The sequence below is a fragment of the Lysobacter auxotrophicus genome, assembly GCF_027924565.1.
Classification (GTDB): domain Bacteria; phylum Pseudomonadota; class Gammaproteobacteria; order Xanthomonadales; family Xanthomonadaceae; genus Lysobacter_J; species Lysobacter_J auxotrophicus.
Genome location: NZ_AP027041.1, coordinates 683,640 through 704,546, shown reverse-complemented (window position 1 = coordinate 704,546; position 20,907 = coordinate 683,640). Strand labels below are relative to the sequence as shown.

Sequence of the window (20,907 nt, the reverse complement as noted above, 5' to 3'; positions counted from 1 at the left end):
TGCATGCGCCACGCACGCGTCGTCGTCTCGCACAACGCACCGGATCGCTCGCCGATCCGGCTCGCGCGTGGCGACGCCGTGCACCTGGGCGAGCGGGATACCGACTGGCCGGAGTTCGTGTGGACCACGATCGCCGATGGCCACGAGGGCTGGGTGCCGGCGAAGCTGTTCGATCGCGAACAGGGGCCGGCCAGCGTGCTCGACGATTACGACACGCGCGAGCTCGACGCGACCGCCGACGAAGTGCTGACGCTGGAGTACGAACTCGCCGGCTGGTGGTGGGCGCGCAACGCGCTCGGCCACCAGGGCTGGATCCCCGCCCGCTCGCTCGAACTGCTCGACGACGACGAGGGCGAGGATGCATGACCGCCGTCGCCGCGTTTTCCGCGTTCCAGCATTGAAGCCCTGACACACCCGGTCCTGCCGCGCGCCGCGCGAGGGCCGACCACCGCACTCCAACGAGACAACGACCGTATGGCCAACACGAAGAAGACCTTCCTGCTCCCCGACCTCGGCGAAGGCTTGCCCGACGCGACGATCGTCGAGTGGTACGTGAAGGAAGGCGACACGATCCGCCTCGACGACAACCTGGTGTCGATGGAAACCGCCAAGGCGGTCGTCGACGTGCCCTCGCCCGTGTCCGGCAAGGTGATCAGGCTCGCCGGCGCCGCGGGCGACGTGATCGTTACCGGCAAGATGCTGGCCGAGTTCGAGATCGATCCGTCGATGCCGCAGCGCGCCGAAGGCCAGGACACCGGCCATCACCACGGCGCCGGCAGCCATGCGCCGGAAGACGGCGACAAGGTGGTCGCATCCGACGAGGGCGGCGTGATCAGCGATGCTGGCGAGGAAGCGCCGAAGAGCCTGCCCCCGACCCGATCGGGGGGCGAGGCCCGCGCGGATTCGGGCACGGTGGTCGGCGCGATGCAGAGCTCCGATGCGGTGCGCAGCGAACAGGCTGTCGCGGTCGGCGGCGTAAAGGCCATGCCGGCGGTACGCGCGATGGCGCGCAAGCTCGGTGTCGACATCGCACGCGTGCGTGCGTCCGGCGCGGACGGCGTGGTGACGATGGACGACGTGAAGCGCGCGGCGGCCGATGGTTCGGCGAAGCCGGGCGCCGCACCGGTCTCGCGTGCGGCCGATCGCGCGCCGGCTCCGGCCCCTGCCGCAGCGCCGGCTCCCGCGCAGCGCAGCACGCTCTCGCAGGCCGGCAAGCCGATGCGCACGCAGCCGCCGGGCGCCTCCGCCAGCGGCCAGCCGGAACAGCTCAAGGGCGTGCGCCGCAACATGGCGCGCGTGATGGCCGACGCACACGCGAAGGTCGTGCCGACGACGCTGTGCGATGACGCCGACCTGCACGCATGGCTCGGCAAGCAGGACATCACCGCGCGACTGGTGCGCGCGATCGTCGCCGCGTGCAAGACCGTGCCGGCGCTCAACGCGTGGTTCGACGGCGAGACGCTGACGCGCACGCTGCACCCGCACGTGGACATCGGCATCGCGGTGGACACCGAGGACGGCCTGTTCGTCCCGGCGCTGCGCAACGCCGACATGCTCGATGGCACCGGCGTGCGCGGCGCGATCCAGCGCCTGCGCGCGCAGGTCGAGGACCGCACGATTCCCGCGACGGAACTGAGCGGTTACACGATCTCGCTGTCGAACTTCGGCATGTTCGCCGGCCGCTACGCGACGCCGGTCGTGGTGCCGCCGTGCGTGGCGATCGTCGGCGCAGGCAAGCTCAGCCACGACGTGGTCGCGGTGATGGGCGGCATCGAAGTGCATCGCCGCATGCCGATCTCGCTGACCTTCGACCACCGCGCCTGCACGGGCGGCGAAGCGGCGCGCTTCCTGAAGGCGCTGCTGGACGACATGGCGCTTCCCCAGTAATCCGCAGCGTTTACGGCCCGGGTCACGCGAAGCCGCACCCGGGATGCACGGCACCGAAACCCCGGGTTCGCTCCGCTTACCCGGGCTACAGGAGCGACATCGACAGCACGTGAAAGCTGCTGACAACAGGTTGTCAGCAGCTGCTGTACAAGCTGGACCCACCGCATTCGAAGGGAGTCCCGCCATGGCCCACCGCAGCCGCCTCGCCGGTTTCATCATCGACTGCAAGACCGACGACCTCGACGCCGCCGCCGATTTCTGGGCGCAGGCGCTGGGCGTCACCATCGCCGACCGCAACGCCGGCGACGATACGGCGCAATACCAGTATTTCGGCGACACGCCGGGCGATCTGTACATCGAAGTGCAGAAGGTCGACCACCCTTCCCGCGTGCACCTGGATATCGAAGCCGACGACATCGACGCGGAGGCCGAGCGCCTGGAAAAACTCGGCGCGAAGAAGGTGGCGTTCGTGAAGCGCTGGTGGGTGATGGAAGCGCCCACCGGGCAGCGCTTCTGCGTGGTGCGGATGAAGGAGCCGGAGAAGCGGTCCAAGCCCAACGAGTGGGCGTGAGTCCACACGGCCGTCATCCTTGCGAAGGCCGGGATCCGGGCGGAGGCGTTACCGAAAGTGCGCCGTCGCTTTCGATCTTGATGGCCTGATCCCGGCTTTCGTCGGGATGACGGCCTCAAGGATGCGACGCTTCGCTCAATCGTGTATCGGCGTATCGTCCACGACCACGCGGTTACGCCCCGTCGCCTTGGCGCGATACAGCGCCTGGTCGGCGCGATCGAACACCTGCTCCGACCAGTCGCGCGTCGGCTCGCCCGCGGCGATGCCCATCGACACCGTCAGCGTGAACGGCAACGGCGCCACCGAAATCCGCTGGCGGATGCGCTCGGCGACCTGCGCGGCCTGCGCGAGGCGCGTGTCCGGCAACAGGATGAGGAATTCCTCGCCGCCATAGCGCACGGCGATGTCGCCGTCGCGGATCGACGCATTCACCGCATCGGCCACCGCACGCAGCGCGCGATCGCCGAGCAGGTGCCCGTAGCGGTCGTTCACATCCTTGAAGTGGTCCACGTCCAGCAGGATCAGCGTGTACGGCGCCTGCTGCAGCAGCCGCATGGCGTCGGCGTTGTCACGCAGCTGCGCGAGCGCGGCGCGATTGAGCAGGCCGGTGAGCGCGTCGTGCGTGGCGCTGTGTTCGAGCAGGTCGTGTCGGCGTTGCAGGTCGGCGCGCGCGTCCTCGAGCCGCTGCGCGAAGGCCTCGCGTTCGCTGAGCAGGCGACGCTGCTCCATCGCGTAACGGCGTAGTTCGAACAGATGCTGCGTCTGCCGCGCGAGCACTTCCAGGCCCTCGCGCTGCGCGTCGGTGAGCGTGCGCGGCTTGTTGTCGAGCACGCACACCACCCCCAGCGGCTGGCCGTCCGGGCTGAGCAGCGGCACGCCCGCGTAGAAACGCAGCGGATCGCCGTCCACGCGCATGCTCGGGCGCGGCAGCTCGGGATGCTGGTGGAGGTCCTCGATCACCAGCGTGCGGCCGGGCTGCTGGATCGCGCGGTCGCAGATCGCCTCGCTGCGGGCGGTCTCGCGCACGTCCAGGCCGATCTGCGCCTTGAACCATTGGCGGTCGTGGTCGATCAGCGAGATCGCCGCGGCCGGCACGTCGCACAGCGTCACCGCGAGGCGGACGATGTCGTCGTACGGCTGCTCGGGCACCGAACCCACGACCGCATACGCGTCCAGCGCGGCCTGGCGGCGCGCTTCGTCGGACGGCGGCGGGGGAAGAGAGCGCAGGGCGGACATGGTCGGCGCCAAAAAAGGTCGCTAAGGCTACTCCCGGCCAGCCTGCCGACCCGTGATGGCGCCCACAACCTGCGCGCCTGCCGAACCGTGTTCAGCCTTCCGTGGGCGCCGGGCGAACCTGAACAGGGCGCGCCGCGGCGTGCTCGCGCGCGAGCCAGACCTCCAGCCCCTGCGCGTTGAGCTCGATGTCGATCGCCAGCAGCGCGCGCACCTCCTCCGGCGTCAACGGAGCGCCGTGCACGCGCGCCCGCTCGATGTAGAGCGCGGCGAGCGCCTCCACCAGCCGCTCGTGGCGATCGGCATGGCCGTGGGCCTGGTGCGCGAGTGCGACCATCGCATCGATCTGCTCGATGAGATCCTGCCCCAGTCTCGCCACGTCGCCGACGCGGCCGTAATGGGTGAGATGCATCGCCGCGGGATCGCGCGCGAGCATGGTGCGGATCGACGCCTTCAGCGGTTCGGGTTCGAACTGCACCGGCGAGCTCGTCGGGATCACGAACGGCTCGCCGTGGGCGTTGTCGAACTCGCGGTACGACAGGCCGAAGGTGTCGCCGGTGAACCAGCTGCGGCTGCGCTCGTCCCACACGCACAGGTGATGCTTCGCGTGCCCCGGCGTGTCGATGCACAGCAGGGGGCGACCGGCCAGCTCGAGCGTCTCGCCGTCGCGCACCTCGCGCACGCGCGCGGCGTCGACCGGCGCGATTTCGCCGTAGCTGCGGGCGATTTCCTCCTCGCCGTAGACGGCGGTCGCGCCGGCCACGAGGCGTTCGGGATCGATCATGTGCGGCGCGCCGCGCGGATGCACCGCCAGCGTCGCGTTGGGCAGCGCGCGCATCAGCGCGCCGGCGCCGCCGGCGTGGTCCAGGTGCACGTGCGTGAGGATCAGCCAGTCGACGTCCTGCGGCTGCAATCCCTGCCACGACAACGCATCGAGCATCGCGGGCACCGAATGCTGCGTGCCGCAATCGACGTACGCGCCGCGACCGTGCTCGACGATGAGGTAGGCGGCATCGAAATTCGGCCGCTGGAATCCAGTGTCGATGGTGACGATGCCGTGCGCGTCGTTCATGCCGTGCGGCTCCCTCGTGGGTCGTCCGCGCAGTCTAGGACGCCGGACGTGATGCGGCGATGCGGCTTTGGTCGGAACGCGCTACCGCACGCTCAATGCGTGCGCAGCAACCAGCGACGCCGCACGAAGAACGCCACCGTCAGCACCGCGAGGAACACGCCGTAGCCCACCGCGGTGGCGAGGATCTGCTGCCACATCTTGCCGTAGACGGGATCGGCGTTGGCGTGCGACCAGTACAGGCTCAGCAGGAACGCCGTGAACGCCAGCAGCAGCGATACGCCATCGAACAGCTTGCGCGATGCGGTGCGCGGCTGGCGCGGGAACATCCAGTAGAGCACGCCGAGAATGGCGAACCACGGCAGGAACAGGATCAGCGCGAGGTTGAGTTCGACGAACGGATTCATGCTTTCTGAGCGCTCCTTTCCCGTTCGGCGTCCACCACCGCGATCAGCGCCTCGCGCACTTCATCGCCGGTGACACCCTCGCCGGGCGACGCGACGCCCGCAAGCGTTTCGAAGCCGGCGGCGCCGGATTTCAGGCTCGAGATCAGCGTGCCCGCGTCGCGCGCGGAATCGAACGCGCCGCTCTGCAGCAGCACGCGATCGCCATCGACGAACTTGAAGTAGAAGCGGCCGTCGGCCTCGCGGTACTGCTTGAACGTCGGCACGGTGGTGCGGGCCACTTTCGCCTTGCCGCCCAGCTGTGCCTGCGACAGGTCGCGCAGGCCGACCGCGGAGCGCAGCGCGTCCAGCGTCGGTCGCGCGTAACGCTCGCGAAGGCGTCGGGCACCATCGCGCAGGATGGCCTCGATGTGCGCGGGCTGTGCGATCAGCGCGTCGTACTTCTCGCGCAGCGGCGAGATCTCGCGATCGATGCGTTCGAAAAGCGCCTGCTTCGCATCGCCCCAGGCGATGCCATCGGCGAAGGCGCGGCGCATCGCCGCGGTTTCCTCGTTCGACGCGAACGCCTGGTACAGCTGGAACACGTTCGAGGTATCGGCGTCCTTGGCCTCGCCCGGCGCGCGCGAATCGGTGACGATCGAGTAGATCAGTTTCTTCAGCGTTTCGCGCGGTGCGAACAGCGGGATGGTGTTGTCGTAGCTCTTGCTCATCTTGCGGCCGTCAAGGCCGGGCAGCGTCGCGACGTTCTCGTCGATCACCGCCTCGGGCATCGCGAAGTGCTCGCCGTAGAGATGGTTGAAGCGCTGGCCGAAATCGCGCGCCATTTCGATGTGCTGGATCTGGTCGCGACCGACCGGTACCTGGTTGGCGTTGAACAGCAGGATGTCGGCGGCCATCAGCACCGGGTACATGAAAAGCCCCGCGCTTACGCCGGCGTCGTCGTCCTCGCCGGCCTCGCGGTTCTTGTCCACCGCGGCCTTGTACGCATGCGCGCGGTTGAGCAGACCCTTGCCGGCAACGCAGGTCAGGAACCACGTCAGCTCCTGCACCTCGGGCACGTCGCTCTGGCGGTAGAACCACACCTTGTCCGGTTCCAGCCCGCAGGCGAGCCACGTCGCGGCGATCTCCAGTGTCGAGCGCTGCACGCGCGCCGGATCCTGCACCTTGATCAGCGCGTGGTAGTCGGCGAGGAAGTAGAAGCTCTCCACGTTGGGCGTGCGGCTTGCGGCGACCGCCGGGCGGATCGCGCCGACGTAGTTGCCCAGATGCGGGGTACCCGAGGTGGTGATGCCGGTAAGGACGCGCGTGGGGCTCATGGAACGCTGACTGCGGTAAACGGCTCCACAGTGTACCCGCCGCGCGGGATGCGCCGGGGACGCTGGCCCACAGCCGGATCGGCAAGCCCGCGGCGTCCAGTGCTCCGCGGGCGGCGGGCCACGGGCGGCAGGCAATGAAAAAGGCGGCCCGCTTGCGCGTCCGCCTGCATTCGAACCTCACGAACCCGGCCGGCGACCGGTTGCGCGCGCCGGTGGCGAGGGTTCGCCCTGGCCGGCGCGCGCGCCGCATTCAACGCATCAGTTCAGCGACTTCTCGAAGTCGCGGACTTCCTGCTGGGCACGATCGCGTTCCCAGCCATAACGCTCCTGCAGCTTGCCGGCGAGGTATTCGGCATTGCCTTCGGCGACATCGAAGTCGTCATCGGTCAGATCGCCCCAACGTGCCTGGGCCTTGCCCTTCAGCTGGGTCCACTTGCCGGCGATGATGTCTTTATTCATCCGTTGCATTCCTCTTGTCGTGGGATGCGGCCCGTGTGTGTACCGCGGGGACAGCATCGCAGCGAGCTCATTAGAGGAAGGTCGCGATGGTGTTAGAGGCGGTTTGATGTCGGTGAATGCATGCAAACCGGGCATCCGTGCGGCGCGCGGAACCCCTGAAAAACAAGGGGCCGGATCGCTCCGGCCCCTCGTCCATCCATCACCCTTTCCACGCCCACATCATCAGCACTTGCCGTCCTTGCAGTCCTGCGCCGTGTCTTCGACCTTCTCGCCGGCGCCCTGGATGTCCTTGCCCGCGCCAGCCATCGTGTTGCACGCGCTGAGGAAGCTCATGGAGAACAACGCCAGCAGCAGCAGAGCCATCGAACGCTTCATCGAAAGTCTCCTCGACTCGTCAGGCACGCGACGGCGTGCGGTGATTGCATCTGACGCGCGCCGCCGTGAAAGGCAGGTGGATGCGCGATGCCTGCATTCAGCGCTGGGCAAGACTGCGGAACCACAAAAGAAAAGGCCGGGCAAGCCCGGCCTCTTCATGCGTTGGTGCGATACGCAGCGATTACTTCGCTGCGTCCTCGACCTTCTCGCCCGCCTTCTGCACGTCCTTGCCGGCGCCGGCAACGGTGTTGCACGCGCTCAGCGTGCCAACGGAGAACAGGGCGAGCAGCAACAGGGCCATCAGACGCTTCATGGGTTCACCTCGATTCGTGGGACTGCTTGGTCACGCTTGCAGCGTGCGCGTGCATTCGACGCGAGGAGGCGTGAAAACCGGGTGGATGCCGCGCAATCGGCGGTTAGGGGCCGTTCGAAAAGCAAAGGCCGGCGGGTGCCGGCCTTTTACAACGCTCGCGATGTCGCGCCCGCTTGGGCCGACGGTCGTGCCCGATTACTGGCTCGCCTTCTGGTCGATCTTCTGGCCTAGCTTTTCCACGTCCTTGCCCAGGCCTTCCATGGTGTTGCAGCCATTGAGCAGGACGAGCGACAGGACGACGAGCAGCAGCGTGGCGATGGAACGCTTCATGGTCTCTCCCCGAAAGACGTGATCGGATGGGCCGGAAGGATCGCACGGCCGCGTGGACGCCGCACCTGCCGACGCGGGCAAACGGGTCGGCCGAGCGGATCCGGTTCAGTCGCGCATCAGCGTGGACTTGCCGAACAGGCTTTCCACCAGGTCCACCGCCAGGCGCGCGGTGCGGTTGCGCTTGTCGATGATCGGGTTGAGTTCGACGATGTCCAGCGACGCCATGCGCCCGGTGTCGGCGATCATCTCCATCACCAGCTGCGCCTCGCGATAGTTCGGGCCGCCCGGCACCGTGGTGCCCACGCCCGGCGCGATGCTCGGATCGAGGAAATCCACGTCGAAACTGACGTGCAGATGCGTGTCCTCGTCCACGCCTTCCAGCGCTTCCTCCATCACGCGCTTCATGCCGATCTCGTCGATGTAGCGCATGTCGTACACGTCCAGGCCGTACTCCTGCACGAGGCGCTTCTCGCCTTCGTCGACGGAACGGATGCCGATCTGGCGGATTTCGTCCGGACGCATCGCCGGCGCATCGCCGCCCAGGTGCGTCAGCGCTTCAGGCCCCAGGCCGCACAGGCACGCGACCGGCATGCCGTGCACGTTGCCCGACGGCGTGACCTGGTGCGTGTTGAAGTCGGCATGCGCATCCAGCCAGAGCACGCGCAGCTGCTTGCCGTTCTTGCGGCAATGGCGGGCGACGGCGGTGATCGAACCCAAACCCAGGCAGTGGTCGCCGCCGAGCAGGATCGGCATCCGGCCTTCGTCGAGCTCCGCGCCGACGGCGTCCATCACGGCGCGATTCCACGCGACGACTTCGGCCAGGTGGCGATAGCCCTCGACGGGCTTCTGCCAGGGATTGCGCGGACCGTCGAGATTGCCCCGATCGATCACGTCCACGCCGCGCCGGGTGAGCGCTTCGCCGAGCCCGGCGATGCGCAGCGCTTCCGGCCCCATGCGCGCCCCGCGATGCCCGGCACCGACGTCCGTGGGTGCGCCGATCAACGAAACGGGGGGATAGGTGCGACTCATCGAACGGCGTCCTCCTCTGGTGCCGGCAGTCAGAATCGAACTGACGACCTACCGCTTACAAGGCGGTTGCTCTACCAACTGAGCTATGCCGGCGAAGAGGGGCATTCTAGCCTGCGCGGCGACGCAGGTTCATGTCGCCGCGTCAGCGCATGCGCGCGCAGTCGAGTTCGCGGGCCGGCATCTGCACCGCGGCCTCGGCGCGAACGGGGTCAAATTCCGGCCGCGCGACGAGGTCGAGCCACACGCTGGTGCGTGCATCGCCAAGCGGTTCGGCGCGCGCCGGGAAACCGGCGGCGACCAGGCTTTCGGCACGACGGCGCGCGCCGTCCTCGTTGCGATAGCGGCCGAGCGCGATCGAATTGGCCTCGGCGCCCTGGCGCACGATGAAGTAGTCGTTGAAACCCGCGGCGGCGATGCGCTGCGCGGTGGCGGCGGCGTCCTCGGCCGATGCCGCAGGTGGCAGGAACACGCGCCAGCCACGCGCATTGCCACCGGTGCGCTGCTCGCGGGGAACGACGCGGGTCGCCACCGCCAGCAGCACGTCGCGCGCATTCGACGCCGCGGCGCTGTCGGCGAACGGGCCGACGCTGTAGCAGCGCCCCGGCGCCGGAACGCTCGCAGGCGTCGCGCCGTTGGCGGGCGTGGCGCTCGTCGTCGCCACCGTCGGCGCAGCGGCCGGCGTTGCGGGCGACGGCGCGGGCGGCGATGGCTTGGCGATCGCGAGCGAAGGCGCGGATTTCGTCTCGCTCACCAGTTGCAGCCGCGCGACGCCGGCAGGCGGCACGAAGTCCGGCGCGGTCGCCGGCGGAGCGCGCAGCGTCCACCAGGCGGCCACACCGAGATTGAGCACCAGCAGCAGGACGACCAGGGCGCGAGCGAGCATGGGGCGATTCTAAGCGGCGGTTTCGACGCAGGCCCAGCGGGCCAGGCCTTCGAGCACCAGCGTTGCGACCTCGGTCGCGTTGCGCAGGTGGCACGACAGGGCGTCCGATCCCCCGCCGTGCAGCAGGACCGCGGGCGTTTCGCCCAGGCGCGCGGTCGCCGTCGCGAGGCTGTGTTCGATCAGCGCGACGCCGGCGCCTTCGCACCCGGACGCCAGCGCGTCCTCGGTGTCGCGCGCGAAGTCCTCGTACGCGCCGCCGATTTCGGGCAACTGGGGCGCGCGCGCATGCAGCGCTTCGCGCATGAGCGTCGGCGACGGCGCGATGCGGCCGCCGAGGTGCTGGCCGTCGGCGTCGATGAGGTCGATCGTCAGCGCGGTCCCCACCCCGCACACCAGCGCCGGCCCGCGAACGCGGAAACGGGCGCCCAGCAGCGCGAGGAAGCGGTCCACGCCCAGCTTGCGCGGATCGGCGTACGCGATGCGCACTTCATCGAAACGCGACTGCGTGCGCGCGATGGAAATGCGCCCGCAGCGTGCGGCCAGCGCATCGAGGACGGCTACGCGCAGGGTCGGTTGCGCGACGCTGGCCAGATAGGCGACGTCGATGCGCGCCGGGAGATGCTGTGCCATCGCCGCGGCGACGTCCTCTTCGCGATGCGGCAACGCGATCGCTTCGCCGATGCGTCCGTCGGGCAGCAGCGGCGCGCATTTCAGGCGCGTATTGCCCAGGTCGAACAGCCACGCGCTCATGCCGATGCCCCGCTTCGCACGCTCACCTCGCCGGAATGGAAACTGCGTTCCTCGCCGTCGTCGAGCCGCGCACGCAACGCGCCGTCATCGGCGAGGCCGAGCGCGACGCCACGCAGTTCGCCCGTGGCGGTGTGCAGCGTGACCGGTCGTCCGGCCAGCGCATCGAGCGCGGCATAGCGCGCGCGGAAGGGCGCGAGACCGTCCGCGTCGAATTCGTCCAGCGCCGGCAGCAACGCCGCCAGGACGGCCGCAGCGATGCGATTGCGATCGACCGGCGCCTGCGACAGCCCGCCCAAGTCGCACCACGGCTGGTCGATGCCCGACGCGATCGCCGCCGGCATGCGCACGTTGATGCCCATGCCGATCACGGCGCGCACCGGCCCGGCATGTTCCCCGCCGCCTTCGACGAGGATGCCGCCCAGCTTGCGCAGCGCGCCATCCGCCGCCGGGACGACGAGGTCGTTCGGCCATTTGAGCCGCACGTCGAATCCGGTGCCGCACAGGGCCTCTGCCGCGGCGATGCCGGCGATGAGGCTGAGTCCGCCCAGTCGCGCGAGGCCGCCGCCGAACTGGCGCGAGATCGACAGGTACAGGTGCGCGGCCAGCGGCGACGCCCATTGCCTGCCGCGCCGGCCGCGTCCGCCGGTCTGTCGCTCGGCCAGCAGCACCTCGGCACCGCGTGCGGGCGCCGGGCGACGGAGCAGCTCGGTGTTGGTGGAATCGATCGACCAGACGGTGTCGAGCGAGCCCAGCGACTCCCGGCATGCCGGCGGCAACGCCGCGCGGATCGCCTCGGCGTCCAGCAGGTCCATCGGGGCTGCCAGGGCATAGCCGCGCCCCGCCCGCGCCTCGATCGGGACGCCGGCTTCGCGCAGCGCCTCGATGCGCTTCCAGACGGCAGCGCGCGTCTGGCCGCCCTCGCGGGCCAGCGCATCGCCGGAGACGGGGCCGGCGATCAGCCGCTGGAGCAGTTCGCGTTCGTCCATCAGCGGGGGCGCAGCGGGCGCGGCCCGGCGTCCACGTGGCGGACGAGACGGACACAAGGGAAATGGACGGGCTTCATGGGCGGGAATTATGCGGGAGCCCGTCCAAGCCGACGAACGGCGGACGGGGGCCGCTGGGCCGGGCCGAATGCCGCTTCCGGGACACCGCGAGGGGGATTTCGGCGGGACGATGGCCGGGCGCGCCGAAGCGTTGCAACGCTTTGCTCCGCGGGCGCATCGATAGGAGATGATGGCGTCGCGAGGCGTTGTCCGGACCGGCGACGCTGCCGGCCCGCCGGTGGCACCGCCTGAACATGGAGAGTTGTTGCAATGCGCCATCCGACCGCCCGGCCGACGCTCTTTTTTCGCGGTATAGTCCAGCATTACCCGGGGTCTGCCCCGGGTCCGTCCGAGGATTCCGCCATGCTCCGGATCTGCCTGTGCCTGCTGATCGTGGTCGCCAGCTCGACCGTGGCTGCGCGCGAGATCAAGCTCAGCTCCGCCAACAGCGGCAGCTGCCCGGAAGCGTCCTCGATCGCACGCGAGAACGTGCGTGCGACCCCGCGCGCGACGGCACCTGTCCGCGACGTCAAACCCGCACGTCCCAGCGTCCACAGCGATGCCGGCGGTGGAAGCCGCATGCAGTCGCCGCGCTGGCACAGTTTCCTGCCGGGCATGTTCCGCTGATTCCTGCGCGGGCGTCGTGATTTGCTGAGTTTCTTCCGGCGCCTGCGGCTCTCGCCCACGCCTGTTCCCGATGACCTGTGGCACGCGGCGCAAGCGCGCGTGCCCTGGTTGCGCGCGCTCGATACGCAACGCGATGCGCGACTTCGCGAGCTCGCCGCGCGCTTCCTGCACGAAAAAGCCATCACGCCGATCGGCGAGCTCACGCTAGACGACGAACAGCGCGTCAGCCTCGCCGCACTGTGCTGCCTGCCGCTGCTGGAGTTCGGTGCCGAAGGGTTGCGCGGCTGGTCGCAGCTGATCGTCTATCCCGATGCGTTCCGCGTGAATCGCACCCACGTCGACGCCGCCGGCGTGCTGCACGAATGGGAAGACGAACTGATCGGCGAAGCGTGGGAAACCGGGCCGATGATCCTCTCGTGGGCCGACATCGTCGCCGACTGCGAGGATCCCGAAGCGGGCTTCTGCGTGGCCGCGCACGAGATGGCGCACAAGATCGACGCGCTCGACGGCGCGCTCGATGGAACCCCACCGCTGCCGCGTGCGTGGCAGAAGGAGTGGGCGCGCGATTTCCAGGTCGCGTACGACAGGCTCGCCAAACAGGTGGACCGTGGCCGCGACACCGCGATCGACGGTTACGCCGCCGAAGCGCCGGAGGAGTTCTTCGCGGTCGTCACCGAATACCACTTCAGCGATCCGCGCACGTTGCGGGCGGAAATGCCGCAGGTGGCGGCGCATCTGGAGCGGTTCTACGGGCCTTCGCCGTTCGCCTAGACGCCGTCATTCCCGCGCGTACGGGAATCCATCTCTCCCATTCGATTCCGGCCTTCGTGAGCGCTGATGCACGCAAGCATCGAGCCCCGCCTGCGCGGGGATGACGACAGGGACGGTGTGGCCGCTCCTGCTAGCGGCACTTACAGCCCCGGCGGCAACACGACTTCGAAATGCGCGCCGCCCAGTTCGGTCGAACGGCTGACATCCAGGGTGCCGCGATAGCTGCGCACCACGTCCTGCACCGTCGCCAGGCCGATGCCGTGGCCCTGCACGCGTTCGTCGCCGCGCACGCCGCGCTGTAGCACCAGGTCGATCTTGTCGTCCGGCACGCCCGGGCCGTCGTCGTCGACCGCGAGCAGCAGCCCCGGGCGACGGTTCGGCGCGATCTCGCCTTCCTTCACCGTCAGCAGTACGCGCGAACGCGCCCACTTGAAGGCGTTCTCGATCAGATTGCCGAGCACTTCCTGCAGGTCGCCCGGCTCGCCGTAGAAGCGCGCGTTCGCGTCGATGTCGAACTCGCAGATGACGCCCTTGGCGGCGTAGATCTTTTCGAGGCTGCGCACGATCTGGTCGGCGTAGGGCTCGATTTCCAGCGGCGCCGCGAACAGCACGTGGCCCGATCGCGCCGCGCGGGCAAGCTGGTACGACACCAGGTCGCTCATGCGGCGCACCTGCAGGTCGATCTCCTCGCGCAGTTCCTGCACGGGCACGTCTTCGCCGCTGCGCGCACGCAACACGGCGAGCGGCGTCTTGAGGCTGTGCGCGAGATCGGCCAGCGTGTTGCGCTGACGCTCGAGGTTCTCGCGCTCGCTTTCGATGAAGGCGTTGATGCTTTCGGTGAGCGGCTCCAGTTCGCGTGGATGCCGGCCGCTCATGCGCGACGCGAGACCGCGCTGCACGCGTTTGAGCTCATCCACCACGCGCTTGAGCGGGCGCAGGCTCCAGCGCAGGATCACCGCCTGCAACAACAGCAGGATCAGGCCCGCGCCGCCGAGGTAACGCCACAGCGCCTGTCGGAACACGCTGACCTGCCGGCTCAGCGCGGTCGTGTCTTCCAGCACGTAGATCGTGTACGGGAACTCCGAGCGCGCGTCGTCGCTGCCGGCGCTCCAGATCAGGCCGCGACCATAGCGGTAGGCCTCGCCGGCTTCGCCGCTGATCTCGGTGATCGGCAGCGCCCGCTCGAAGCTTTCCTCGTTGGGCTCCAGCATCTTCCCGGCGGGCAGGATCGGCCCCTGCGCCGAGGTCGAATCCCAATGCCCGTTCGGCAGCACGACTTCGGCGTACAGGCCGCTGCCGGGGCGTTCCAGGCGTGGGTCGACGGTTTCGTAGGGCGGGATGAACTCGCCGTTGCGCGCGAACTCGCCGCCGGCGACATACGCCAGTGCGAGGCTGCGTAGGCGCTGACGCATGTTGCTTTCGGCCGTTTCAAGGAATGCGCGGTCGAGCGCATAGCCGGCCAACGCCAGGAACGCCACCAGGCCCAGGCTTGCCGCCAGCAACTGGCGCGCCTGGAGCGAGCGTGGCTGGCCCCAGCTTACCTGTGGCGGTCGGCGCGGCATGGGGAGAAGTCGGAAGGAACGGGCGACGGCATCGTCGCCAAGGGTAACGAGCGCGCCGTGCGTTGACGATGACTCGCCGACGCCCGGCGCTGCTGGCTCATCGAATCCGTGCGCTGGTGCTCACCAGCCCGATCAGTCTCCGCTGCGCGCGATGGCGAAGCGGTAACCGCGACCGCGCACGGTCTCGATCGGCTTGAGCGAACCGTCCGGATCGAGCTTCTTGCGCAGGCGGCCGATGAAGACTTCCAGCACGTTGGAGTCGCGGTCGAAATCCTGCTGGTAGATGTGCTCGGTGAGGTCGGCCTTCGAGACCAGTTCGCCGGCATGCATCATCAGGTATTCGAGCACCTTGTACTCATAGCTGGTCAGGTCGACGTTGCTGCCGTTGACGCTCACCGTCTGCGCGGCAAGGTCGAGCACCACCGGACCGCATTCCAGCGTCGGCTTGCTCCAGCCGGCGGCGCGGCGAACCAGTGCGTTGAGGCGGGCCAGCAGTTCCTCGATGTGGAACGGCTTGACCAGGTAGTCGTCGGCGCCCTGCTTCAGGCCCTCGACCTTGTCCTGCCAGCTGGAGCGGGCGGTGAGGATCAGCACGGGGAATTTCTTGCCTTCGTCGCGCAGGGCCTTGATCAGCTCCATGCCCGACATTTTCGGCAGGCCCAGGTCGATGATGCCCAGGTCGAACGGGACTTCACGGCCCATGTAGAGGCCTTCTTCGCCGTCCTGGGCGGCATCCACGGCGAACCCTTCCCGCTTCAGGCGGGCAGCGAGGGTTTCGCGCAGCGGAGCTTCGTCTTCGACCAGCAGAATTCGCATGTGGACTCCAATGTCTGTCGTTCTGTCTAGGCCACTAACGAAGGGCCCCCGAGAGCGTGGCGGGTCAGTCGTCGTCGCGGCGTGTACGGTTTTCCTGCTGCTGGCGCTCTCGCACCTGCGGGTCGTCCATGTAGATGCGCACCCGGCCGCTGGAGTCGACCACCTTGACGCGGTTGACGTCGCGGCCGTCGTAGGGAACCCGCTCGGCGCTCAGGACCTGCCCGCCGGTACGGCGTTCGACCCGGCGCACCGAATCGGACAACGCCTGGCGGTCGTTGCCTCGGCCATGCCCGCGGTCGCTACGATCCCCGCCGTCCCCACGGTCCGGCGGACCACCGCGCCCCTGCGCCGACACGGCTCCGGCCGACGCGCACAGCGCAGCGGCGAGCAGGACGAGCGACAGGGAGCGGGAAGACGGCATCTTCATCGAGGCTGGGCAGGCGAACAGGGCAATATCGCACGACCGTGCGACAGTGTGCATTCTCGAAACGAAGCGGTGAATCCGGTCTGAACTTTTCCGCTTGCAAACGGCGGCCATTCAGACCTTGGCAGCAGGTTTGCCCGCGGCGGCGCGGCTAGAAGATCTCGGCAACGCAGCACCGCAGCGATCCGCCGCCGGCTTCGATGGCACCCAGCTCGACGTCGCGCACCTGGAACCCCGCCGCGGCCAGCAGCTGTCGGTTGCGCGGGTCGAGCGCGGCGGCCGCGCGGGCGCTCATCCAGACGGTGTCGCTGGACAGCGCGAGGGCGTTGCCGGCGAAAGCGGCGTGCTCGGCCTCGGACAGCACGATGGCGTTGGGTGCGTAGAAGTCGGCGATGGCCTGCGCCACGGCGGCGTCGGCGAATCCGCGCGGGCTCACGATCGCCGCCCGGCCCGCGAGCACGGCGAGCACGACGTTGGCGTGGTATTCGCCGGGGGCGAGATCGAACATCAGCGTCGCCCGAAGCGCGAGCGCGTCGTGCATGAGGCGGGCGCCCTCCTCGTCGCAGCGCTCCGACAGGCCGCACAGCCCGAGGCCTCGCGCGCGATCGATGACCATCGAGCCGGTCAGTTCGCACGGGTGTGCCTGCGTGGACAGGTCGATTTCCGCGTAGTCCAGCACGCCGCCGAGGAAGTCGCGGATGTCGGCGCGTTCGGCTTCGCGCTGGCGCACGGGATGGCGCATGCGGCCGACCACGTAGCGCCCCGCCGCCGTCGCGAACACGTTGTTCGGGAAGACCGCATCGGGTGTCTGCGCATCGCCCGCGAAGCACACCGTCGGCAACACTTGCGACATCGCGCGTTGCAGCGCGCGATGCTGCGTGAGCGCGCATTCGGCGTCGAAGCGCGAGGCCTGCGCCATGTAGCGGTTGTCCTGCGCGGACTGCTCGGCACGGCAGAAACCTTCCGGCGCGACGAGGAACGCCGCCTGCGGCGTCGCCGGGCCGAAATCGGGCGCCAGCGTGCGTGCCTGCGCGAAGAACGCGGTGGTGTCGCGCGTGATCATGCCGCGTCCACGCGCTCGCCGGCGAAGGATTCGGTGATCGCGATCGCCTGCTCGATCAGCGACCAGTCCGCGCCCGGCTTGTGCGCGCCTTCGCTGAGCACCTGGCGGAACGCACGCCCTCCGCGTTCGCCGGCGAACAGGCCGAGCAGGTGTCGCGTGATGTGCTTGAGGTACACGCCGCGCGCAAGCTGGTCCTCGATGTACGGTCGAAGCGCGCGCAACAGTTCGCCGCGCGTGCGCAGTTCACCACCGAACCAGGCGACGTCGAGTCGATGCAGCAGGTACGGATCGTGGTAGGCAGCCCGGCCGAGCATCGCGCCGTCGGTGTGCGCCAGATGCGCTGTCGCTTCGTCCTGCGTCGCGATGCCGCCATTGACGACGATCTGCAGGTGCGGGCGCTCCTGCTTCAGGCGATACGCCCAGTCGTAACGCAGTGGCGGAACCTCGCGATTTTCCTTCGGCGAAAGTCCCTGCAGCCACGCGTTGCGCGCATGGATCACGAACATGCCGCACCCGGCGTTCGCGACCGTGTCGATGAAGGCGAGGAAGCGATCCCAGTCGTGGTCGTCGTCGACGCCCAGGCGGCATTTCACCGTGACCGGCACGTCGCAGCTTTCGACCATCGCCGCGACGCTATCGGCGACGAGTTGCGGCTCGCGCATCAGGCACGCGCCGAAACGCCCCGCCTGCACGCGGTCGGACGGGCAGCCGCAGTTGAGGTTGACCTCGTCGAACCCGTACTCCGCGCCGATCTTCGCCGCGGCGCCGAGCAGCTCCGGCTCGCTGCCGCCAAGCTGCAACGCCACCGGATGCTCCACCGGATCCATCGCTAGCAACCGCGCGCGATCGCCATGGATCACCGCGTTCGCATGCACCATCTCGGTGTACAGCCGCGCATGCGGCGCCAGCAGGCGGTGGAAGACACGGCAGTGCGTGTCGGTCCAGTCCATCATGGGCGCAACCGACAATCGGACACCCTGCGGATTCAACGATTTCTGTTTATCTACAGCCACTTATGCATCTCTATGGATCCCGCGGGTTCCCGAAATTTCCCGCCATTTCCTGGTCTCGGTGTACCATTTGTGTACCATCTCAATCTGGTACAACGATGGCGACCTTTCAGCAGCGCGGTGATCGGTGGAGGGCTATTGTCCGCCGAAAAGGCTTCGCGCCCAAATCGCGGACCTTTCCGACGAAGAGTGCTGCCCGCACCTGGGCGGATCGAATCGAGCGCGAACTAGCGGACCAGGAGGCTCGAGGTGTCGCTGAGCATGACGGAGCCACTGTCGCGGACCTCGTGGATTGGTACAGCACCTACGTCGGCCAACTGAAACGAATCAGCCTCACTCAACGCGGGAATTTGTCGAGGGTCAAGGAGGGACTCGGGGACAAAGTCGCCAGCAAGCTCACAGCCGCAGACGTCATCGAACACACGCGGAAGAGGCGCCAGGGCGAGCACATCAACAAGGACGGGCACCGCGTACCAGCCTGCAGTGGCGCCACCATGAATGTCGAACTGGGCTACCTGTCGGAAATGCTCAAGGTGTCCAAGTCGATGGGCAAGCTCACCTTGCTTCACGACCCGGTGGCCGAGGCACGTCCTTCGCTGCGCCTAGTCAGATTGGTTGCCAAGTCGGTCAAGCGCAATCGACGCCCAACCCCCGAAGAGCTCTCGAGATTGAAGGCGCATTTCCATACCAATGCTTGGCGAATGAAGCTGCCGATGGCAGACATAGTCGATTTCGCCATCGGGACCGCCAAGCGCGAGGGCGAAATCACAAGACTTCTTTGGGAAGATCTAGACGCGCCCACCAGGACGGCCTTACTCAGAGATGCAAAGCATCCACGGGCAAAGGAAGGCAATCACAAGCGCTTCCCACTGCTTGGCGACATGTGGCCCCTGGTCGATCGCCAGCCTACGAAAGAGCGGCAGAGAATCTTCCCCTTCAAGCCAGATTCGATCGGAACTGCGTTCCGGCGCGCATGCGTCGCCCTTGGAATAGAAGATCTTCATTTCCACGACCTTCGCCACGAGGCGACGTCCCGCCTGTTCGAACAGGGTTACAGCATCGAACAGGTTGCAACCGTCACGCTCCACGAAAGTTGGCAAGAGTTGAAGCGCTATACACAGCTCCGTCCTGAAAGTTTGCATCGGGACTGAACACGCACATCACGGGCCAGATACGGACAAGCAACCTGCAGCTGCATGCTGGCAACTATCCGCTTCGGCGCGAAAGGCGACGTTAGCATCGCTCGTCGGCCAGGAGCGGGCGTGGACCCACGGGGCGGCAACTGGCGGATGGAAGTGTGCGCCTGATTCAGCACGGGCCGCGTTCGGCCTGTGCAAGCACGGCGCAGAGGTGCCGCGCACGTGGCGTCCTGCGGCAGGCTCCTTTCCCTGCGTCAGTCCGGTGCACCTTTCGACGGACGCTGCACATTCGGGAGCGCAACGACAATGCCCGTTCCACCAAAAGATGGACCGAAGGTTATGGTTGTTGCTACCTGCCGCCGCCCGCAGCCTCGCAAGGTTCCGCGCTCTTCGATCACACGCTCCGCGCCCGTGCCCTCGTTGCTACTAACGGCAGGTCGTTCCGGTGTCGAAATGCTCAGCGCCCACTGTGAAAGCGACAACTTCGAGCCAGCGATCCTTGCCATCGGCGGTTGCGTGATAAGAGCCGCATAACGTTGCCATGAGTGGCTTCTTCTTATCGAGACCGGCTTGCATCGTCTTTGAGTAAAGCCAGGAACGATGCGCCGAATCCATGCTATTGGCAAATAGCACCGGAATGCCCGTGTCTCCTGGTGGGCAGGTATAGAGGGTCAGGCCGTGCATGCTCGGTTGTAGGCAGCCGGCGAGCGACACGTCCGTTGCGTTGAACTCCGCGCCCTTGGCAAGCAGCGTATCCACGGTTACGTGCGGTGGGTCTTTCGCAACCCCGTTGCAGGAAGCTGCGCAGAACGCAATCGTCAATACGATCAAAGCTGACGTACTCAGTTTGAACATGGCAAACCCGTCCTCGCCAGAGCAGCACAATAGATTGCGACGGACTCCGCCGCTTGCTTGTTTATCGGCTTCATGTCGAAGCCATTCTTCTTGGTCCAGAATCCCTGCGGGTGGTCAAACTGGATCGCCTGGGCCACGATGCCTTCCGTGATGCTGGCGCGCCGCTCATTGTCCATTGCAAACGATCGGCTCCACGGATCATTCACTCCTGCGGCGTAGGTCAACTTGTCCCATGAACCGTGCCACCCTTCGTGCGCGATTACCGACGCGACCATGAAGTCTTGAACACCCTTCCCGCGACTAGCTGAAGAAGCGTTTACGCTTGCGAAATTCACGGAAAGCACCCCTCCCTTCTGCAGATTCATCCACCCACCCCCAATGGCATCGGAGGTATCCCTGATCACCACGCCGTTCCCATCCCCTTCCGTCCCCAGCAACCTGACGACGTTGTTAAGCACGATTCGCGCATTACCGGTAGAACTTAGCCGTGCGCGACGAAGGATGCTCATCGCACGCCGTGTTTGGGCGCATTGATCATCCTGTGCCTGGCAGTCGTAGCGACCGTCCGGGTCGGTGTAAGAGAAGGGATTGTTGCTCGCGTACTTGTAGCGGTTGAAGTTGCCCCCCATCCTCGTTTCGGCCGAAACGGGGTCGACCGAAAGGAATCGTCCGATATCGGGGTCGTAGTAGCGCTGCTGCATGTAGCTCAACCCGGTCGCCGCGTCCTCTACATGGCCGGTGTAGCCTGGGCCGTCGCGTAACGGCCTGTTGAGCACCTTGCCGAACGGTTCGTACTCACTGCGCTCGACGACATTTCGATTGGCATCGGTCATCACCACGGGCGTGCCAAGCGCATCGGTGTGGATGTAAACCACGGTTTGTGCGGCAGCAGCGTTCGCGCTCAATGCCAGAGCACATGACAGCACTGCGAGGATGAGCTTCCTGTTCGTCGCCATAGCATTCCCCATTACACGCTCT

Annotated in this window: 25 protein-coding genes and 1 tRNA gene; 6 read left to right on the top strand and 20 right to left on the bottom strand. The window is 67.5% G+C overall.

Features of this window, described 5'->3' with window-relative positions:
- Positions 1–3 precede the first annotated feature (3 nt).
- From LA521A_RS03080 to LA521A_RS03070, 3 genes are all read left to right on the top strand, one after another.
- On the top strand, positions 4–366 hold the full coding sequence (locus tag LA521A_RS03080) for an SH3 domain-containing protein (RefSeq protein ID WP_281780919.1): 363 nt from the start codon (positions 4–6) through the stop codon (positions 364–366).
- 108 nt (positions 367–474) lie between these two features.
- Complete coding sequence (locus LA521A_RS03075) at positions 475–1,887, top strand: dihydrolipoamide acetyltransferase family protein (RefSeq protein ID WP_281780918.1); 1,413 nt, start codon at positions 475–477, stop codon at positions 1,885–1,887.
- A gap of 184 nt (positions 1,888–2,071) precedes the next feature.
- Positions 2,072–2,458, top strand: coding sequence for a VOC family protein (locus LA521A_RS03070; protein WP_281780917.1), 387 nt, complete (start codon positions 2,072–2,074; stop codon positions 2,456–2,458).
- A 135-nt stretch (positions 2,459–2,593) separates the two neighbouring features.
- Here LA521A_RS03070 and LA521A_RS03065 read toward each other — a convergent pair whose 3' ends face one another.
- The 13 genes from LA521A_RS03065 to birA form a co-directional block, all read right to left on the bottom strand.
- Positions 2,594–3,694, bottom strand: coding sequence for a GGDEF domain-containing protein (locus LA521A_RS03065; RefSeq protein ID WP_281780916.1), 1,101 nt, complete (start codon positions 3,692–3,694; stop codon positions 2,594–2,596).
- A 91-nt stretch (positions 3,695–3,785) separates the two neighbouring features.
- Positions 3,786–4,763 carry an MBL fold metallo-hydrolase gene (locus LA521A_RS03060; RefSeq protein WP_281780915.1) on the bottom strand — a complete coding sequence of 326 codons (978 nt, stop codon included), beginning with the start codon at positions 4,761–4,763 and terminating at the stop codon, positions 3,786–3,788.
- A gap of 92 nt (positions 4,764–4,855) precedes the next feature.
- A complete protein-coding gene (locus LA521A_RS03055) occupies positions 4,856–5,167 on the bottom strand; it encodes a hypothetical protein (protein ID WP_281780914.1) in 312 nt (103 codons plus the stop codon).
- The gene (locus LA521A_RS03050) at positions 5,164–6,480 is read right to left on the bottom strand and encodes a tryptophan--tRNA ligase (RefSeq protein ID WP_281780913.1); all 1,317 of its coding nucleotides are present in this window, start codon (positions 6,478–6,480) and stop codon (positions 5,164–5,166) included. The genes LA521A_RS03055 and LA521A_RS03050 overlap by 4 nt, the downstream gene beginning before the upstream one ends.
- A gap of 258 nt (positions 6,481–6,738) precedes the next feature.
- Positions 6,739–6,939: a CsbD family protein gene (locus LA521A_RS03045; RefSeq protein ID WP_115841280.1), complete on the bottom strand. Its 201-nt coding sequence runs from the start codon at positions 6,937–6,939 to the stop codon at positions 6,739–6,741.
- A 222-nt stretch (positions 6,940–7,161) separates the two neighbouring features.
- A complete protein-coding gene (locus LA521A_RS03040) occupies positions 7,162–7,314 on the bottom strand; it encodes an entericidin A/B family lipoprotein (RefSeq protein ID WP_281780912.1) in 153 nt (50 codons plus the stop codon).
- Between the two features lie 181 nt (positions 7,315–7,495).
- Entirely contained in the window at positions 7,496–7,627 is a 132-nt protein-coding gene (locus tag LA521A_RS03035) for an entericidin A/B family lipoprotein (protein ID WP_281780911.1), read from the bottom strand.
- A 195-nt stretch (positions 7,628–7,822) separates the two neighbouring features.
- Entirely contained in the window at positions 7,823–7,957 is a 135-nt protein-coding gene (locus tag LA521A_RS03030; protein WP_281780910.1) for an entericidin A/B family lipoprotein, read from the bottom strand.
- Positions 7,958–8,062: 105 nt separating this feature from the next.
- Positions 8,063–8,986: an arginase gene (gene rocF / locus LA521A_RS03025; protein WP_281780909.1), complete on the bottom strand. Its 924-nt coding sequence runs from the start codon at positions 8,984–8,986 to the stop codon at positions 8,063–8,065.
- A gap of 17 nt (positions 8,987–9,003) precedes the next feature.
- Positions 9,004–9,079, bottom strand: a tRNA-Thr gene (locus tag LA521A_RS03020).
- Between the two features lie 49 nt (positions 9,080–9,128).
- Positions 9,129–9,869: an SPOR domain-containing protein gene (locus LA521A_RS03015; RefSeq protein WP_281780908.1), complete on the bottom strand. Its 741-nt coding sequence runs from the start codon at positions 9,867–9,869 to the stop codon at positions 9,129–9,131.
- Positions 9,870–9,878: 9 nt separating this feature from the next.
- Positions 9,879–10,619 (bottom strand): type III pantothenate kinase, encoded by a 741-nt coding sequence (locus LA521A_RS03010; RefSeq protein ID WP_281780907.1) that lies wholly within the window; start codon positions 10,617–10,619, stop codon positions 9,879–9,881.
- Positions 10,616–11,605: a bifunctional biotin--[acetyl-CoA-carboxylase] ligase/biotin operon repressor BirA gene (gene birA / locus LA521A_RS03005; RefSeq protein ID WP_281780906.1), complete on the bottom strand. Its 990-nt coding sequence runs from the start codon at positions 11,603–11,605 to the stop codon at positions 10,616–10,618. Before birA ends, LA521A_RS03010 begins: the two co-directional genes overlap by 4 nt.
- 420 nt (positions 11,606–12,025) lie before the next feature.
- On the opposite strand from birA, the gene LA521A_RS03000 reads away from it, so the two are divergent.
- On the top strand, positions 12,026–12,289 hold the full coding sequence (locus tag LA521A_RS03000; RefSeq protein WP_281780905.1) for a hypothetical protein: 264 nt from the start codon (positions 12,026–12,028) through the stop codon (positions 12,287–12,289).
- Between the two features lie 75 nt (positions 12,290–12,364).
- Positions 12,365–13,060: a M90 family metallopeptidase gene (locus LA521A_RS02995; RefSeq protein ID WP_281782172.1), complete on the top strand. Its 696-nt coding sequence runs from the start codon at positions 12,365–12,367 to the stop codon at positions 13,058–13,060.
- Positions 13,061–13,200: 140 nt separating this feature from the next.
- Here LA521A_RS02995 and LA521A_RS02990 read toward each other — a convergent pair whose 3' ends face one another.
- The 5 genes from LA521A_RS02990 to dusA form a co-directional block, all read right to left on the bottom strand.
- Positions 13,201–14,622: an ATP-binding protein gene (locus LA521A_RS02990; protein WP_281780904.1), complete on the bottom strand. Its 1,422-nt coding sequence runs from the start codon at positions 14,620–14,622 to the stop codon at positions 13,201–13,203.
- Positions 14,623–14,754: 132 nt separating this feature from the next.
- Positions 14,755–15,438, bottom strand: a complete 684-nt coding sequence (locus tag LA521A_RS02985; protein ID WP_115841270.1) for a response regulator transcription factor — start codon at positions 15,436–15,438, stop codon at positions 14,755–14,757.
- 64 nt (positions 15,439–15,502) lie between these two features.
- A complete protein-coding gene (locus LA521A_RS02980; protein WP_281780903.1) occupies positions 15,503–15,865 on the bottom strand; it encodes a hypothetical protein in 363 nt (120 codons plus the stop codon).
- A gap of 148 nt (positions 15,866–16,013) precedes the next feature.
- Entirely contained in the window at positions 16,014–16,925 is a 912-nt protein-coding gene (locus tag LA521A_RS02975) for an arginine deiminase-related protein (protein ID WP_281780902.1), read from the bottom strand.
- Positions 16,922–17,878 carry a tRNA dihydrouridine(20/20a) synthase DusA gene (gene dusA / locus LA521A_RS02970; protein WP_281780901.1) on the bottom strand — a complete coding sequence of 319 codons (957 nt, stop codon included), beginning with the start codon at positions 17,876–17,878 and terminating at the stop codon, positions 16,922–16,924. The genes LA521A_RS02975 and dusA overlap by 4 nt, the downstream gene beginning before the upstream one ends.
- A 155-nt stretch (positions 17,879–18,033) precedes the next feature.
- Between dusA and LA521A_RS02965 the strand changes: the two genes are divergently transcribed.
- A complete protein-coding gene (locus LA521A_RS02965) occupies positions 18,034–19,086 on the top strand; it encodes a site-specific integrase (protein ID WP_281780900.1) in 1,053 nt (350 codons plus the stop codon).
- 414 nt (positions 19,087–19,500) lie between these two features.
- Here the strand turns inward: LA521A_RS02965 and LA521A_RS02960 are convergent, their stop codons facing one another.
- Both LA521A_RS02960 and LA521A_RS02955 read right to left on the bottom strand, forming a co-directional pair.
- Positions 19,501–19,929 carry a hypothetical protein gene (locus tag LA521A_RS02960; RefSeq protein ID WP_281780899.1) on the bottom strand — a complete coding sequence of 143 codons (429 nt, stop codon included), beginning with the start codon at positions 19,927–19,929 and terminating at the stop codon, positions 19,501–19,503.
- Positions 19,917–20,885 carry an RHS repeat domain-containing protein gene (locus tag LA521A_RS02955; RefSeq protein WP_281780898.1) on the bottom strand — a complete coding sequence of 323 codons (969 nt, stop codon included), beginning with the start codon at positions 20,883–20,885 and terminating at the stop codon, positions 19,917–19,919. Before LA521A_RS02955 ends, LA521A_RS02960 begins: the two co-directional genes overlap by 13 nt.
- Positions 20,886–20,907: the final 22 nt, after the last annotated feature.

Excerpts from the sequence above, each read along its gene's own strand:
- LA521A_RS03040 (WP_281780912.1), bottom strand. The coding sequence starts at position 7,314 with ATGAAGCGTTCGATGGCTCTGCTGCTGCTGGCGTTGTTCTCCATGAGC.
- LA521A_RS03010 (WP_281780907.1), bottom strand. The coding sequence starts at position 10,619 with ATGAGCGCGTGGCTGTTCGACCTGGGCAATACGCGCCTGAAATGCGCG.
- LA521A_RS03015 (WP_281780908.1), bottom strand. The coding sequence starts at position 9,869 with ATGCTCGCTCGCGCCCTGGTCGTCCTGCTGCTGGTGCTCAATCTCGGT.
- LA521A_RS03065 (WP_281780916.1), bottom strand. The coding sequence starts at position 3,694 with ATGTCCGCCCTGCGCTCTCTTCCCCCGCCGCCGTCCGACGAAGCGCGC.
- LA521A_RS03030 (WP_281780910.1), bottom strand. The coding sequence starts at position 7,957 with ATGAAGCGTTCCATCGCCACGCTGCTGCTCGTCGTCCTGTCGCTCGTC.
- LA521A_RS03055 (WP_281780914.1), bottom strand. The coding sequence starts at position 5,167 with ATGAATCCGTTCGTCGAACTCAACCTCGCGCTGATCCTGTTCCTGCCG.
- LA521A_RS03000 (WP_281780905.1), top strand. The coding sequence starts at position 12,026 with ATGCTCCGGATCTGCCTGTGCCTGCTGATCGTGGTCGCCAGCTCGACC.
- LA521A_RS03045 (WP_115841280.1), bottom strand. The coding sequence starts at position 6,939 with ATGAATAAAGACATCATCGCCGGCAAGTGGACCCAGCTGAAGGGCAAG.
- LA521A_RS03080 (WP_281780919.1), top strand. The coding sequence starts at position 4 with ATGCGCCACGCACGCGTCGTCGTCTCGCACAACGCACCGGATCGCTCG.
- LA521A_RS02965 (WP_281780900.1), top strand. The coding sequence starts at position 18,034 with ATGGCGACCTTTCAGCAGCGCGGTGATCGGTGGAGGGCTATTGTCCGC.
- LA521A_RS03075 (WP_281780918.1), top strand. The coding sequence starts at position 475 with ATGGCCAACACGAAGAAGACCTTCCTGCTCCCCGACCTCGGCGAAGGC.
- LA521A_RS03070 (WP_281780917.1), top strand. The coding sequence starts at position 2,072 with ATGGCCCACCGCAGCCGCCTCGCCGGTTTCATCATCGACTGCAAGACC.
- LA521A_RS02975 (WP_281780902.1), bottom strand. The coding sequence starts at position 16,925 with ATGATCACGCGCGACACCACCGCGTTCTTCGCGCAGGCACGCACGCTG.
- dusA (WP_281780901.1), bottom strand. The coding sequence starts at position 17,878 with ATGATGGACTGGACCGACACGCACTGCCGTGTCTTCCACCGCCTGCTG.
- LA521A_RS03060 (WP_281780915.1), bottom strand. The coding sequence starts at position 4,763 with ATGAACGACGCGCACGGCATCGTCACCATCGACACTGGATTCCAGCGG.
- LA521A_RS02985 (WP_115841270.1), bottom strand. The coding sequence starts at position 15,438 with ATGCGAATTCTGCTGGTCGAAGACGAAGCTCCGCTGCGCGAAACCCTC.
- LA521A_RS02955 (WP_281780898.1), bottom strand. The coding sequence starts at position 20,885 with ATGGCGACGAACAGGAAGCTCATCCTCGCAGTGCTGTCATGTGCTCTG.
- birA (WP_281780906.1), bottom strand. The coding sequence starts at position 11,605 with ATGGACGAACGCGAACTGCTCCAGCGGCTGATCGCCGGCCCCGTCTCC.
- LA521A_RS02980 (WP_281780903.1), bottom strand. The coding sequence starts at position 15,865 with ATGAAGATGCCGTCTTCCCGCTCCCTGTCGCTCGTCCTGCTCGCCGCT.
- LA521A_RS02960 (WP_281780899.1), bottom strand. The coding sequence starts at position 19,929 with ATGTTCAAACTGAGTACGTCAGCTTTGATCGTATTGACGATTGCGTTC.
- LA521A_RS02990 (WP_281780904.1), bottom strand. The coding sequence starts at position 14,622 with ATGCCGCGCCGACCGCCACAGGTAAGCTGGGGCCAGCCACGCTCGCTC.
- LA521A_RS03050 (WP_281780913.1), bottom strand. The coding sequence starts at position 6,480 with ATGAGCCCCACGCGCGTCCTTACCGGCATCACCACCTCGGGTACCCCG.
- rocF (WP_281780909.1), bottom strand. The coding sequence starts at position 8,986 with ATGAGTCGCACCTATCCCCCCGTTTCGTTGATCGGCGCACCCACGGAC.
- LA521A_RS03035 (WP_281780911.1), bottom strand. The coding sequence starts at position 7,627 with ATGAAGCGTCTGATGGCCCTGTTGCTGCTCGCCCTGTTCTCCGTTGGC.